This is a genomic window from Vibrio sp. 10N.222.49.A3, from assembly GCF_041475145.1.
In the GTDB taxonomy this organism is placed as follows: domain Bacteria; phylum Pseudomonadota; class Gammaproteobacteria; order Enterobacterales; family Vibrionaceae; genus Vibrio; species Vibrio tasmaniensis_A.
In genome coordinates this window covers 1-14,721 of record NZ_JBFRVM010000001.1, presented here as the reverse complement: position 1 = coordinate 14,721, position 14,721 = coordinate 1, and the positions used below count along the sequence as shown (strand labels likewise).

9 protein-coding genes and 6 pseudogenes are annotated in these 14,721 nt (G+C 39.0%); 6 read left to right on the top strand and 9 right to left on the bottom strand.

The window, feature by feature from the left end:
• Positions 1-162, top strand: a pseudogene (locus tag AB4589_RS00075) (IS5/IS1182 family transposase); the annotation flags it as partial.
• 475 nt (positions 163-637) lie between these two features.
• Here the strand turns inward: AB4589_RS00075 and AB4589_RS00070 are convergent.
• From AB4589_RS00070 to AB4589_RS00060, 3 genes and pseudogenes are all read right to left on the bottom strand, one after another.
• Positions 638-753: pseudogene (locus AB4589_RS00070) on the bottom strand (ISAs1 family transposase); the annotation flags it as partial.
• Positions 754-999: 246 nt separating this feature from the next.
• Positions 1,000-1,734 carry a hypothetical protein gene (locus AB4589_RS00065; RefSeq protein ID WP_132968965.1) on the bottom strand — a complete coding sequence of 245 codons (735 nt, stop codon included), beginning with the start codon at positions 1,732-1,734 and terminating at the stop codon, positions 1,000-1,002.
• 406 nt (positions 1,735-2,140) lie between these two features.
• Positions 2,141-4,195: a hypothetical protein gene (locus AB4589_RS00060; protein WP_372099051.1), complete on the bottom strand. Its 2,055-nt coding sequence runs from the start codon at positions 4,193-4,195 to the stop codon at positions 2,141-2,143.
• A gap of 401 nt (positions 4,196-4,596) precedes the next feature.
• Between AB4589_RS00060 and AB4589_RS00055 the strand changes: the two are divergent.
• Positions 4,597-4,819: pseudogene (locus tag AB4589_RS00055) on the top strand (IS3 family transposase); the annotation flags it as partial.
• Positions 4,820-4,891: 72 nt separating this feature from the next.
• Here the strand turns inward: AB4589_RS00055 and AB4589_RS00050 are convergent.
• Genes AB4589_RS00050 through AB4589_RS00030 form a run of 5 tightly spaced genes read right to left on the bottom strand, consistent with a single transcriptional unit; the run spans position 4,892 to position 10,860 of the window.
• The gene (locus AB4589_RS00050; RefSeq protein ID WP_229648111.1) at positions 4,892-5,527 is read right to left on the bottom strand and encodes a LysE family translocator; all 636 of its coding nucleotides are present in this window, start codon (positions 5,525-5,527) and stop codon (positions 4,892-4,894) included.
• A gap of 11 nt (positions 5,528-5,538) precedes the next feature.
• On the bottom strand, positions 5,539-5,943 hold the full coding sequence (locus tag AB4589_RS00045; protein ID WP_229648112.1) for a GNAT family N-acetyltransferase: 405 nt from the start codon (positions 5,941-5,943) through the stop codon (positions 5,539-5,541).
• 2 nt (positions 5,944-5,945) lie between these two features.
• Positions 5,946-8,771, bottom strand: coding sequence for an AMP-binding protein (locus AB4589_RS00040; protein ID WP_229648113.1), 2,826 nt, complete (start codon positions 8,769-8,771; stop codon positions 5,946-5,948).
• Between the two features lie 3 nt (positions 8,772-8,774).
• Positions 8,775-10,076, bottom strand: coding sequence for an aspartate aminotransferase family protein (locus AB4589_RS00035; RefSeq protein WP_229648114.1), 1,302 nt, complete (start codon positions 10,074-10,076; stop codon positions 8,775-8,777).
• A gap of 10 nt (positions 10,077-10,086) precedes the next feature.
• On the bottom strand, positions 10,087-10,860 hold the full coding sequence (locus tag AB4589_RS00030) for a hypothetical protein (protein WP_265121869.1): 774 nt from the start codon (positions 10,858-10,860) through the stop codon (positions 10,087-10,089).
• Between the two features lie 389 nt (positions 10,861-11,249).
• Between AB4589_RS00030 and AB4589_RS00025 the strand changes: the two are divergent.
• The 3 genes and pseudogenes from AB4589_RS00025 to AB4589_RS00015 all read left to right on the top strand — a co-directional run.
• Positions 11,250-11,741 (top strand): annotated as a pseudogene (locus AB4589_RS00025) (transposase); the annotation flags it as partial.
• Between the two features lie 249 nt (positions 11,742-11,990).
• Entirely contained in the window at positions 11,991-12,479 is a 489-nt protein-coding gene (locus tag AB4589_RS00020) for a PadR family transcriptional regulator (RefSeq protein WP_102428398.1), read from the top strand.
• 174 nt (positions 12,480-12,653) lie between these two features.
• The gene (locus AB4589_RS00015; protein ID WP_016800071.1) at positions 12,654-12,833 is read left to right on the top strand and encodes a hypothetical protein; all 180 of its coding nucleotides are present in this window, start codon (positions 12,654-12,656) and stop codon (positions 12,831-12,833) included.
• Between the two features lie 601 nt (positions 12,834-13,434).
• Here AB4589_RS00015 and AB4589_RS00010 read toward each other — a convergent pair.
• Positions 13,435-13,584, bottom strand: a pseudogene (locus tag AB4589_RS00010) (transposase); the annotation flags it as partial.
• A gap of 844 nt (positions 13,585-14,428) precedes the next feature.
• Between AB4589_RS00010 and AB4589_RS00005 the strand changes: the two are divergent.
• Positions 14,429-14,704: pseudogene (locus AB4589_RS00005) on the top strand (hypothetical protein); the annotation flags it as partial.
• Positions 14,705-14,721: the final 17 nt, after the last annotated feature.

Here is a 14,721-nt window from a genome sequence, read left to right as displayed (position 1 = left end):
CGTTCATTGTCAGAAACAGGGATGTATCGAGTTAAACAGTTACTAGGAGGACGCTTGAGTTTAAGAAATTACAATGCACAGGTGGGGGAAACTTACGCGATGATAAAAGCGTTGAACAAGCTTACTGGGTTAGGTATGCCTAAAGCTTGTCGTATTAACTAAGAAACACACGAAACGAAGTAGCTCTATCTCTAAATTTAATTACGCAACAAAGCCTATCCTCGCCCTAAAAGCGGGCGAGGATTTACGGAGAAATTGCTAACTGGAAATTGAGAACCTCAAAATTATCCTATAAAATTTATTCCTAACGAAGCCGCAAATTCCACCTGCTTCCAGCTCGATCTAAATCACGATCATTTTTAATCCGACCTGGGCGACTTGCCCCTCCCTCCTCTCCTCGACCACCTACAACCATAGCTAACATTTCTAATTCTTCTTGCGATAATAAAGGATGATTGTCAAATATAACTCGTTTCATTATTAAACCCCTAATTTTATTACTAATAATCTTAAAATTAAACAAAAGAAATTAATTTTAAATTATGATTACATTTAAAAAATAAGTTAATAAGTTAATAAGTTAATAAGTTAATGTAAATTAATGTAAATTATATTAAAAAAGAATAACCTTGAATTCTAATTTCAGCACCGAGCCTACTGCATAAATACAACGTTGCTCATCTTCTTTGAAAATAACGTCTAACGCCCAGGACTCTGGCTCTCAATGTGCCAAAGTTTTCTTGTCGCTCTTGAGCGGCTTTGTTGAAGCGCTCATTTAATCGCCAATTTTTGAGTTGAGAGCCTTTTCCTATATTCTTATCATACCTTGATGTTTTCACTCTCATAATCATACCTTACAAACACAATCAATCCAGGCGTCAACACTTCAAAAAAACACACCTACCGACAAACCAATTATATTGCGTGACCGAGGGCGGATTGATATCTGATTATCAGGCGACATTATGGATAATTGGCAGAGTGAGCAACGCACTTAAACTAAAAGCAGTTAGGTGTTGAAAAACCCATCCTTCGATAATTAGTCTCAAGAACATCCGAGATCATAAAAGCAGTAACCTTCTTTATTTCACCTCCGCCTTTCTTTAAATCTCGAATTATCTCCCTACCATTTTCAACACTCGCTCTTTTAACCGCTCCCGGTCTATTAAGCCTAGTGTTAACAATGTTATCGGGGTCTGACATCACTTGAGATATGCTTCTTTTTTCTAATGCAGTCCAGTCCTTAACCTCACTAATCACTACATTTTCACCTTTATATGAAGTTGAAAAGTATAATTTATTAGAATCTATTACATCTGAGCCCAAGGTATCAGAGGCACTTTCTAAAAAATCGTCATTGAACTGCAAAGCCTCTGTTACGCTACTTTTAGTACTTTCATTTGGAAATGGTATTTTACCTTCCTCAATATCAGCCAAAATATTTTTGTTCTTTTCAAGCATACTTTTTACATTCTCATATAGCTTTTTCCTAGCTTCTGAATGTTCCAAGGGTTTATCTAAAACTAACTTTTCAGTAGAGAAACCGACTTTTGAAAGCCTTGCCTCCCCATTTTGAATTATTATTTTCGGCCTGATCGAGTCTAATTCACTTGGATTTATTTTAGTTACATCAATTTCAAGACTCCCAGACATCGAGCTAAATGAAATTGCAGAGAGTAGCAATATCAAAAATGTATTTATAAGATATTTAATTTTATATTTTCTTCCCATCATGATTCACCTCTTCAAGGAGTAATTGGTCTATGGTAATCCGGGGAAAGGAGAAGCCAACCCATTGTAATTCCCCTCAATAACATCAGAAACTAAAAAAGCGGATATTCACCTAACGTTCGGATTATTTGACTTAAAATCTCTCACCACACTTCTATCTGTTTAGCACTGCACCTTTAAGAACCACATTAGTATTTACAATGTTGTCTGGATAACATGACGCAAGAGAAATACGCTTGCTCTTAACCTTAGGTCGCTCGAACGTTAGACATCAAAATGGATTATCCTTTGATTTAATTAAACTAGTGCCTCTTCCTATAGTCTTGATTTTTAGTTAATCAACTCAAAAAAATCATTTTTAAAACTTTATCTAAGATACTTTTTCCCTGCTCCCATCAAAATATTCGACCTAATTGGCGTGATGCAGGCGCATGGGTGGTCCTGTTTGAGAAACAGGAACCCATAAATTGATAGTGTCATCAAGGTACCTAATTATTTTATTATTATCTTCATCTAAAAAAGGAGTTGAGTTAAACGCTAGCCAATCAAAGTTTCCGCTTGAATATTTATGTACTTCTTGAGAAGAGTAATTTACGAGTTTACTGTTTTTATTTAGCGCAACCAGGTCGTCACGTAAATCGCTCAAGATTACAGCAGCGGCTTCATTTTCCCAATCACTTAACTTTTGTAGCTTCTTCACGTAATTATCGATTAATGCGCCCACAACGTTAAAGTAACTATTTTGAATAGAGCTAGTCATTTGAGCATAATCAATGAATCGTAATGATGTCTCATAGTTATCACCACCTTGTAGACTCATTAATGAAACAGCATCATTTAATGCAACATCTACCTTTTTCTTTAGGCTTCCATCAGCCACATGTTTATCGATTTTCTCAATAAGCGAATTTAATTTTTCTTGACTGATTGGCTTTAATGAAATTTCTGATTTATCTACTAATTTAGTATTAACCAGGTCTTTAGCTGCATGATAAGAACTCATAATTTTGTTTTTAAGGGTGGAATGTTCCTCTCCAATTTTCGAATATGCATCATTAATTAATTTTGTAAACTTGGTCTCATCAGTCACATCGACGCCTTGGCTAATTAGTGACTTTGTTATGGCAAAAATAAATGGAGCAACATCAATTTTGGATTTAATATCATTCATGACAGAGCCTTGAATTATTGAGCTTTCAATTGGCATAAATATCGATATAAAAATAAGAAAACCTTCTTCAATCTTTACCTCTGAATAATCAAGGTTTTTCAAAATATGATGCCCAAAATATAACCAAGAATAGTATTTTTTTAGAACATCATTATATGGGGCTATCATTGATTCCTGAAGACTATGGATAAATTTTGTATCTGTAAGCATATCTTTGAATTCAACAACAAGATGATCGCTATTGTCATATATTACATCTACTGTCCTCTCTAAAACTGGGAAAAATACATCATTCAACCAACGCATATTTGGTATTGCAACATTTTTTATCGATTTTGAAAATCGGATGCTGTTTGTGCCTTCATATGATGGATGGAAATTTGCATTATTTAATGGGACATGTCCGAAACTGCTTATGTATTTCTTCCCTGTCAATGAGGTTGAATACCAGTATTTTAAATTTTCCTTTAATCCGATTAGGTGGCTAATAGTTACTGGTAATTCACTTGAAACGAATTGCGTGGTTATTGGGGTGGATACTGTGTTATCTTTGAAATATTTATCTACTCTATTAGAGTAATTATCATTAATCAATCTATATGCTAATTTGTGGAAACTGTTTTTATATAATTCAACTGTTAATTCTCCAAAATGTTTATATTCATAATTATAAATCTCATCATTATCACCTCGGATTATTTTTTTAAGCTTTAGTAGTGATGCGTCTTTTTTATCAATTGCTTTTGAGTAGACACCCATCAAAGTGCGATCGGACTCTTCCATCTTGTTGATGACCCCAGCCATTTTTATATCACCATAAATTGCAATCCCTTCAGCGATGAGAACACCTATAACTGGGTTTATAGCTTCCGCAATTGACTCGGAGAAAATTGAGCCGATAACTTCCCCTGCAATTTCCGGGGCTATGTAGGAGCCCAAAAGAACGGCACCACCAGTGATTTCATCAGCATTTTTATTTTCTATGCCGTCAAGCAATTCTAATCCACCACTTACAACGCCAATAGCTCCACCAATTTTCTCTGCCAACTCCATTGCTCCGGTTTCAAATTCTGGTATAACCTCACCAATTTCTTCATTAGTAATCTTTTGGCCAATGGGAGTTTCTTTTTCTGATATCGGTGAGATGTCCTCTTGAAAATCATCAACCTCTTTTTCAAGAGTTGTAGTTTTACATGCTTCCCCCTCATCCAAAAGAAAATAGAAAGAGTTAGCACTATTGGCAAATAATACCGCTCCGATTGATAGTCCAATAGTGCTTATTTTAAACTTCATTGTCCATTCCCCCGCCTAAAATAGGATTTTTTGAAAATTTTGATGGAATTAAAAAATTGGTAAAACTGACAATAGACTATTTCAATCAATCAATAAGAACATTTAAATAATTTATGTTTTATTTATATTGAAAAATTATCATCTTTACTAATTCAAGGAAAAAGCATGAGCCACACCAAGAGTTTTTGACTCTGAGTTAAGTGAGAAAGAGCTTGCGGTTGAAAATGCAGCTAGAACAATATTAGTCAAAAACAAGATTATATGTAGCAAAGCGGAAAGGGCTTTCAATAAAGGAAATACAAAGGTGTTTGAAACATTATATAGTTCGTTAACTTTACCCAATTACATTCAAAGACCTTTCAGTTATGACGTAAGTGTTGATATAGGGGCGTCAACGCCAGTTTTTCCACTTAATGAAAATAGAACGTCCAATACGAGCCGATAATGACGAGAGAAGATCTGCGCCAAGCACTCTTCGAATACATCGAGGTTAATTATTACCGAACAAGAAGGCACAGTGCACTTGAATATCTAAGTCCAGTCAATTTCTTGTCACTTAGCAAACCAGTCAGTCTGACAAGTGTAGAGCACCCTTATCAAATAGGAAAACACTTATTCATATGAAGGTAAGACAACTTTTCCCTCACCAAATTTTTGTGAAAGAAAAGACTCTACAAACAGTTACGCTTCCCCAATTTATAGACTCGTCGAAAAAAGATAGATAAGGTAAAGGCTCATTAAAACAAAGAAAAATCCTGCAATTTTATTGCCCCACTGTTCAATGTATCTTGACACTATATGTGCCCGCATCCAGTAACCAATGACAGCATACATCGAAAGCACTAGTGCCGTCGAAATACCGACAATCCCCAAACAGATCATATAATCACTGATATTACTATTCGTAAGGTCAACAAAACTAGGTAAGATAGAAGCATAAAAAAGGATAGTTTTTGGGTTCCCCATAGCTATAGATAGCCCGGCAAAAAATTCCTTTGTTGAGAAATCAGACGTTGAGATATCGGTTTCACTTAAATGAGGAGAAGCCGCAATAATTAGACTATAGCCTATCCACCCTAAGTATATGGCACTAACAAATTGTACGAAGTGATAGATTCCTTGGACGCCGTTCTGAGCAAGTGCCGTATTGATGCTAAAATATGCAATGCTAAAAAATAACATAGCACCTATGACAATTCCTAAGGTCGTTATTAAACCCGACTTAAGCCCGACCCCCATACTTTGAATCATCACTAGCAACACACTTGGACCAGGTACTATTGATAGTAGCGTAATTGAAGCTGTAAATAATAAGATTGTGGTAATGTCCATGCCATTGCCTTTTAATGGTCTGTGCCTACGTAAACCCACATAGGTTTAATATCTGCAACATGAAAGCCAAACTTCTCGTAGAATCTAAATGCTTGATTATCACCAAGTAAAACTTTTTGATGGAAGTGTTGGTATTTTTTCATGGTCTTACTCATCAATTCACTGGCAATACCTTTCGATTGATACTCTGGAAGTACTAACAAATGGCTCACGTACACAACTAAATAGCCATCGGAAATAGTTTTTACTAGACCGACCAAGCGTCCTTCTGAGTAGGCGCAGTACAGTGTGTGAGCCCCATTAAGGGCGAGCATAAGTTCATCAAGTTTATGTGCCGAACTCCAACCTACAGATTGATAAAGTTCAAAGACATCCTGACGTTCAGGAAGAGTATTACAGGTGTATTCAATTATCATTATCAGATTTCCTTTAAGTTTCGATGTAAATAATCATTATCAATAAGAGGCCAATAATGCGCTGATTTTCTCGGTTCTAAGTGCTCACTAGATTTATCGAACAGGTGCCACTGTTCGTTTTCGTTGGCACTCATCAACGCATCAAGAATCAAAATATCGTGTTTCTCCAAGGTTGAAACCGATGATTTTGTGATTATCTGATCAATAATATTTTGGGGTTCTTTGTATTGTATAGAAACCTGACTTGGAAGAAGGCTCTCAAGCAGATACCTAAAATCGACTTTTTTACTAGGATAAAGAGCCAATATTTGGGGGGGATAAGAAATCTCTAATTTAGAATTAAAGATTGAGACTATCGCCGAGCAAGCTACATCGATTGGCGTATAAGATACATTACCATGGTTGATAACAAGTTGGTTTAGCGACTTAAAGACACGTAAAGAGGAAACTAATAAAGAATTGCTATTCGGCACTTTATATTTGTCTGATGGCATCAATTCCCCTACTCTCGAAATCGATACTTCTATATTAAACTTAGTGAGTTCTGTGACTCGCTTTTCTCCTTCAAACTTAGTCTGGGCGTACCCACTCACTTCAGCGCTCGAATTATTGTTTATCAATTTTTCAACAGCCAGACTCGACACGTAGTGAAATTTACGTGCGTTTGCACGAAGAGCAAATTTGCATACTTCTGTTACACCTTCTGCGTTAGTTAAACGTAATGCTTCTGAGCTCTTGTTTAAGTTAACGACTGCCGCCGTATGAAGAATATGAGAAGTATGAAGAGCCAACTGATCATACCTTTCCGAAGATAATCCCATCTTATCTTGCGTGATATCACCAGCTACGACTGTTACACGCTTCCAATCAATTTGATTCTCAATTTTGTACTGTTTTGCACAATCAATTAACCTTAACTTTGCGTTTTCGTCAGAACTTGCTCTCACCAAACAAGTTGCTTTATGACTACTCTCTACGAGCAATTCACATAATAAATGAACCCCGAAATAACCACTTGCTCCAGAAATAAAAACGGATTCAGTAAATGATAGGTGACTAACTGGTCCTGAATACATTTCAATATTGGTCCTGAATTCTTTAGTCGAGCTACTGGTAACCGAAGATTCCAATTCACTAATCGTTAATATACTGGCTATGTCTTTAGATGAGATCCTTTTCCCTAGCTGTTTTTCAATATCTATGGCTATGCAGAGCAGATTGATTGAATCAATCCCTAGTTCCTCAAAACTCTTTTCTGGCGCGATGTCAGAAGAGACACAATAGTTGGACAGAATATTAACAAGTTCGGGGATAAGGCTGCACTCTGCTTCAGTGTCCTTGAAAAGCTTCAGAAGACTGGCTCTCTCGATCTTTCCGTTGTTGTTTCTTGGAAAATCATCTACTTTTACTATTCTTTGGGGTATGAACTCCGAAGGTAAACTTTCAGACAACGTTTGGCGTACATCTTTTTCATCTACGGCCGAACTCCCAGTTACCACCGCCAAAATTTGTTTAGAGTTAGCATTTTCATCTACGGCGACTTTAGCGCATGAAATGCTTGGAATAGCCTCGAGCGCCATTTCAATTTCTGTCAACTCAAGACGAACTCCATTCAATTGGACCTGGCTATCTTCTCTCCCATGGAAAAATAAGACCCCATTCTCAAGGCTTCCTATATCACCCGTTAGATAACAGGGTTCATAATCGCCTGAACTACGCCTAATACTTCTAAACTTGAGAGTTGTTAATTCTGGAAGACCAAGATAACCGAGCCCTAAACCAACACCTAACACAGCAATTTGTCCCAAGACACCTGGTTTATTTATTTCGTTGAGTTGGTCGTCCAGCACTACATAACTAGTGTTGGCTATAGGAAGACCCAGTGGAACACTATTCTCCTCGTTCCCGTTAAAGTGATGAAACACGAAGCCAATGGAAGCTTCTGTTGGTCCATATGTATTAGTGACTTGGATCCATGGACACAATAACCTAATAGTTTTTATCAACTTGAGAGATACCTCTTCTCCCCCAACAAGAATATTCCTAAAAGACTTAAAGTAGTCACTCCCTCTGGCCCTAGAAGCCATATACTGTAGATAAACCCCTAAAACAGAAGGGACAAAGTCTGCCATTACAATCTGCTCTTCCCTGATAGTATCCAATGTTGCTTGTATATCAAGAATCCCTTCTCGCATTGGAATAACTACTTTGCCACCAGTCGTTAACGGCCACAACAATTGCCAAAGTGATGAATCAAAAGTATGTTTGCTATTTTGTAAAACTGCATCACCCAGCTCAAGTTGAAAAGCTTTGGACATGACGTCAAACCGGTTGGCTAACCCTGCATGCTGATTTAGGCAGCACTTTGGCTCGCCAGTGGTTCCTGATGTAAAAAAACCATACGAGATAGCTCCAGGTTCAGGTAATTCAAACGTAATATTCTGGGTTGGCAAATTTACAGTATGGTCGTAATATATACTCGTCTGACAGGCATATTGCTTGGTAGTAGCTATAACTATCTCGGAATCAATAGTCTTTAACATTTTGGCCATTCTGGCCTTCGGGGTATCTACATCTAAGGGAACAAAAGCACCACCGGTCATCCAAACCGCCAACAATGAAATAACATAGTCAATTCCCCCTTGTGAAATAATAGGCACAATAGTTCTTGGGGAAAGACCAGCTTCTAGTAACTCACTTGACAATTCCTGAGCATGGCATATTAAATCAACGTAACGTATGCTTTTACTACCTTGTTTAATCGCTACAGCATCAGGGGAGAGTTGAGATTGATGTAGTATTTTTTTTAATACAATATTAGATGACATAACTTACTCGTGGCATATGGTGTTTAAATGAAAGGCTATTAATTGAGCTAGCTCAAGTATTTGCTGCTCCGTGTGTTGACTACAGAAGAACAGTGGCTCTTCTATCGTTGGTGGAATTAAATAGCCCTGCTCACAGAGTTTTTGATGTAGCGAGGAAAAAATGGTTTGATCTTGCTTCTGGACGTCATCCAAAGAGGTGAGATTAGTCAACGACTCAACAAGTATTAAGCTAACCAATGGTCCTTTCTTTACAACATTGAAGTTGATACCGTACTCTTTAAATTTGTAACTCAACTCTCTTGTAAAAACGTCAGTAATCGCGTCAAGTCCTTCATAGACACTTCCATCTTCTAATGAGCGTAACGTACTAATCCCTGCGGTCATTGTCAGTGGATTCCCAGCGAAGGTCCCACCTTGGAATACACCACCTTCATTACTAACTTGCGCCATAACAGAATCTGAGCCGCCATATGCGCCAATTGCTAGACCACCACCTATTATTTTGCCAAATGTTGTAAGGTCTGGATAAATTCCCAACTCATTTGAAACCGGACCAAACCCAAATCGGTATCCAGAGACAACTTCATCAAAAATCAGCAGTGAATTTTGTTTAGAACATAATACTCTCAGTGTTTTTAAGAACTCTATTTGCGCTGGCACTAACCCCATATTAGTGGCAACGGGCTCAATGATCACTGCAGCGATTTCATCACTGTACTGGCTAAAAATCGATTTAATCTGCTCTATATCATTATATCGACAAGTAATTGTGGCGTTTTTGAAACTTGAATGTATGCCGTCCGTGCCGAAATTATCAGAAATTTCCTTCTTATTAGCACCACTTAATATAGTGTCACAATGACCGTGGTACCCACCGGAAAACTTCACCACTATTTGTTTCTGTGTAATCCCCCTAGCTATACGTAGGGCAGTCATTACAGCCTCAGTACCGCTGCAGGTGAAACGAACTTTGTCTATGTGCTTTGAAGAGTTAACTATTATCTTTGAAAGCTCAGCTTCACTCCTATGAGTTAAGCCAAGTACCAATCCCCTAGATGCCTGCTCTTTGATCGCGTCAACCACACAATCGGGTGAGTGACCCAGCAAACAGGGACCTAACCCCATTATAAAATCGACATAACGAGTACCCTCAGAATCCCAAATATATGAACCACTCGCTTTATCAGCTATGATCATTGGCGTGGTTACTTCAGAGAATTTTCGCCCTGGTGAATTTGCTCCACCCGAAATGTAAGTGGCGAGCTCCTTGATAATAGTGTGACGTGATCTGTTACTGTGCTTCATAATGTCGTCCCTAACTATAGATATCTAGAGTTGTCTCAATGGACAGCTCTATTTCAAGATCACTCGTTGAAGCCCAATCCATATTAACGATCAATCGACGTGAATCTTTTGTCAGAGGGTGCACTCTGTGTAATGTCGTTCCGGATTTGAAAAAATAAAAACCGCCCTTGTTGAAATGATAAGACTCAATGGCATTATTAGTAATGACGTCATAAACCGCGGGATTTTTTTTATCCCACTTAGTATTATGAATACATTGCGTGAACCCACCACACGACGCGTCCGGAATATCAATTAACCAAACAAGACCGAAACTGAAATCGTCCCAATGCCACCCATGAGTATCACCTTTCCGCTCAAGTAATGAGATTGCAATTTGCTCATCTTCAATTGGGCATTGGTGAACGATTTCACCAGCTATATGTGAGAGAAAGCGTCGGAATGGTCTAGAATCATAAATGGCGGCAATTAAAGGCGAATTTTCACGGCAGATGGTATTTCCTACTGTGATCATGTTACGTTCGGTATCCGAAGTTTCTTTGACAACCAAACTTTTTCGCTTGCCATAATGTTCCACTAAGTTTGATGCTTCCTCACTCAATTCAAGCCACAAATTTTCTGGCAGTATATCGGCGATGCAAACCAGAGGCTTTTTTGAAAATTGGGATTGAAGCTTACAAATATCTGCTTGAGTTAAACTGTCTATAAAATTCTGAAAAGCAGCGTCAATCCTTGATTGTCCATATTGCATGATGAATGTATCCTCATAAATTAAAGTTTTCATGCTAGATTCGAGTTTATAAAAATCAAAGAATAACGCTTAAATTCCGTTTTTTAATGAGGGAAGATAACTATTTATCCAAATTTATCTGCAAATGAATAAACAATTTATTACGTCTGAAAAATATACCTTTGCAGTCATCTCTTAAGGCGCGACCCAGAACAACGATAACAATACAAATATAACTAGTTGGAGTTTCCACTCAAATATCCTTTGAAACTATAATAATGACTAAAATAAATGTGACGACTGTAGTCATCTTGATAAAATGCTTAAAACCCATCAATTAAACAATTAATTTATGATTTAATTTATTCCCCTCGGTTTTTTGCGCAACTCAATGGAAATAAGTCAGCAACCTATGATCTGAGCAACTACATTCACTCTCCTTCTTAGCCTCATGGATTGATAAAGAGACGATAAGCAGGTGGGCGCAAAGCAAACAGAATAAGCGCGGGAGACCACGTCGGTTTAGTGATTTAGCTCTCACGACAGCGCTCATGGTGAAACGCGGCCACTGAGAGCGCTACAAGGATTTATCGACTCGATATTTAGACTTGCCCATGTTCCATTAAGTTGTCCGCATTACACTTGCATCAGTCGTAGAACAAAGCAAGTTGAGGTCTCATTTAAGACTAAAACGAGAGGAGCAATACAGTACCTAGCCATTGATGCTACTGGCCTTAAGGTTTATGGCGAAGTTCTTCCGAACTTACTGAAACAAACACGTCAAAGCACCCTTGAGGTATCTGGTGATGGCGCTTACGACACGAGATCGTGTCACACTGCTATTAAGATTAAGCGAGCCGTTGCGCTTATTCCCCCCAAGAGAAGGGGCAGCCTTCTGGGAGCGTGGCCATCCTAGAAATCTCGCAATGGGCAGCTAGAAGTTATACGGCTCAAATAAATATTGGAAAGAGCGGTATGGTTACCACAAAGCCTATCAACAACTCAAAATCAAAAAACGGATAATTATTAATTATTAATTACCCTTCAACCTCTTGCGATAGCTGACAAGAAGAAGCATAAAGACGTCAGGTTAATAATCGCCCCAATAATGATGAAAGTCGTTTCACTTAACATCTCAGCGCATTCAAGCCGACCGCATTGTAATAATTGAAGGAACTAAAAAGATGTCACTACGTTACGTCATATTGACGTATTTAAATGAAAACCCCCACTCAGGTTACAGCGTCACCAAAGAAATCAACAAATCCCATTATTGGAGCGCCGTCCTACAGCATACTTATCGAGAGATTAAGGTATTGCACAAAGAAAGATGGATAGAAGCGCATGCGAACTGTGCTTCAAAAGGCAACGCTTTCACTATCACCGAACTTGGTAAACAAGCGCTAATTAACTGGCTATCGACACCGGTGGCCACCTGTCAGCATAGAGATTCGTTTTGTATAAAATTGATGAATCATTCTCTCGCACCAACAGAATTAAGCCGTGAGATAGACCTCAGCATCAAAACCACCCTCACGGTATGTCAATATTACGAACGAACCTTGAAACAACCGCAATTAAACGCTCGTCAAACCCTTATCCTCAAAAAGCGACTCGCAGAAGTTCAATTGAATTTGGATTGGTTCCAAGACATCCAGAAGACCTTGTTTTGAAAACGTCCACTCAAAGCAAAGTCGTTAAAAAAGAAATTGACCACATCGCCAAATACATTACACCTCAAGTTCATTCTGGCCCCGTCAAGCACGCACCCAGAATGAACTTGAAGAGAACGACATCAGCCAAAATATTAAAATAGTGGGATTGATTCATAATAAGGAGAACACCTCATGGACAAAAGAACCGTACCAGCCCATCAGCGCATGGAAATACCGCTTAAACCCAACCACGCCTTACCATATCCAAGTAAAACCGTGCCAGAAAAATTAAAGCAGCAGACCAAAGTTCGTCGCCGCATTGAAGACATCCTTGAAGCCCAAGAATTTGATGCGCTTTGGAAGGATGGGTGAAATAGAAGACAATAAAGCACGGCCGCTTTGTCGCGTAATTCAGTTGAGAGACCATTTTTCACCGTTTGATATGCTTTTTAATCAATACGACAGGTTTCAGGCATCCCAAGCTTCTACAGCGCTTTGAGCATGTCTAAGTTTATGAAAGTAAACGTTTGTGATAACCAGACCGCTGTTTCCAATACTTATTGGAACCGGACACCTCCGGGCAACCAGCCGCGAGATTTCGGGAGGGGGATGAGCTCAAACGCGAGTTTAATCTGAATTGCATAGTAACAAGACCTCGTGTCATAGCGCCATCGCCAGATACCTCTATGAGACTTCGGCGTGTTTATTTGAGTAAGTTCGGGAGCACTTCTCCACCGGTAACATTAGATAAACTTAACTCAGCAGCAAGGATTTCCGGCGTCTTGGTATCGACCGCTAAGTGTAACTTTCGCCATACTCTAAGCTTCCCATCTGAACAAGGTTTTTTACTTCCTACTTACCTTCACCATAAACCTTGATGCCTCTCTACTCAATGGCTAGGCACTGCATTGCGCCTCTTGCTTTTGTTTTAGATGAGATATCTACCTCTTTTGCATGGCGAATGATACTTTTGTTATGTGGGTAGCTCAACGGAACATGAAGCTAGCCTAAATATTGAATCGATAGACCCTTGCAGCGATCTCAATGGCATAGAGAAGACTCGTTTCACCATTAGCGCAGTGGTATTAATAACTAAATCACTGAATCGACGTGACCTACCACGCTGGTTCTGTTTGCTTTACGTCCCCCCACTTATCGCCTCGGGACCTATCAGAGCTAATAGGAACTAATACAGGTAAAGGAGACCTCTTTTTATTTGTACTGCAATTTATCTAACTCATAATTGTCCGTGCGACCTGAAGTCGTATGAAGCGTTGTTCACCACGCAGAGTGAACCATCTGTATCACCAGATGACCCTAAGATCCTGAATAAAGCAGCGGCTCTGACAACGTAACGAAGCTTGGTCGTTAGGCTGAGCGGGAGCAAAATCGTGAGAGGATGTTCCTCCTGATAACCTCAAAATCGGGTGAGTGCTAGGGAGTCAATATGATGAATGTAATGTGAATCCATTTAAGGCGCGTTATGTGATGAAACAGCGGAAGTGGTTAATACGCTGTAGCCAAAAGGCAACGAGAGTCGGAAAGAGATTGGACAAGGCTCTTTCGTGGTCATTGTACTCTCCGCACCATTGTGGGCATCTAAGTTGACATTTTTACGCGACATACGGAACAGGGTAAGCCTGTATACCTCCCTATGGGAAAGCTACCTGTGAAGGTGGCCGATAGGTATGCAGGTAAAGGAGGTTAGAGAAAGCAAATGATGATTTCGAATGAAATTAGTGCATCTTCTTACAACGAACCGTGGTCTCTCAATTACTGAGTGCTCATTGGCGAGGTATTAAAGCTTCAAGTGCGTATCGCAAAGGTAATTAACACGAAGAGCTAATGTTGCGATCAACTTTTGGTCTCGCTCTAGTCCTATAACGATTTAATTACTGGGTGCTTCACTGTGCCTTTGTGGAGGCTTGAGCCGTATGCAGTGAAAGTTGCACACGGTTCTGAGGAGGGTGGCACCTGGTAACAGGTGCCGTCTATCCGACATTTCCTTTCGGCTTGAAGAGATTTGGCGGATCAAAACCAAACTAGAGATTGATAGTAGTTGGATGTAGCTTGCGTTACTTAACTGAGCCATTCTTGATAACAAACTAAGATCGAGTGATTTTCTCTACTTCCGGGGTTGCGAGGTCTCTTCGCAAAATAGGATATTTAGCCGTGTTAAGCAGATTCAGAGAAAAACAGACCTTGAAGTTCAATTTGAGAAAAAGACAAGAACTCAACAGAGTTGATCTGCTCCAGTCAG

What these genes read in the sequence shown, in the direction of transcription:
- AB4589_RS00065 (WP_132968965.1), bottom strand. Translation starts at nt 1,734, where the DNA reads ATGATGGGAAGAAAATATAAAATTAAATATCTTATAAATACATTTTTG.
- AB4589_RS00060 (WP_372099051.1), bottom strand. Translation starts at nt 4,195, where the DNA reads ATGAAGTTTAAAATAAGCACTATTGGACTATCAATCGGAGCGGTATTA.
- AB4589_RS00050 (WP_229648111.1), bottom strand. Translation starts at nt 5,527, where the DNA reads ATGGACATTACCACAATCTTATTATTTACAGCTTCAATTACGCTACTA.
- AB4589_RS00045 (WP_229648112.1), bottom strand. Translation starts at nt 5,943, where the DNA reads ATGATAATTGAATACACCTGTAATACTCTTCCTGAACGTCAGGATGTC.
- AB4589_RS00040 (WP_229648113.1), bottom strand. Translation starts at nt 8,771, where the DNA reads ATGTCATCTAATATTGTATTAAAAAAAATACTACATCAATCTCAACTC.
- AB4589_RS00035 (WP_229648114.1), bottom strand. Translation starts at nt 10,076, where the DNA reads ATGAAGCACAGTAACAGATCACGTCACACTATTATCAAGGAGCTCGCC.
- AB4589_RS00030 (WP_265121869.1), bottom strand. Translation starts at nt 10,860, where the DNA reads ATGAAAACTTTAATTTATGAGGATACATTCATCATGCAATATGGACAA.
- AB4589_RS00020 (WP_102428398.1), top strand. Translation starts at nt 11,991, where the DNA reads ATGTCACTACGTTACGTCATATTGACGTATTTAAATGAAAACCCCCAC.
- AB4589_RS00015 (WP_016800071.1), top strand. Translation starts at nt 12,654, where the DNA reads ATGGACAAAAGAACCGTACCAGCCCATCAGCGCATGGAAATACCGCTT.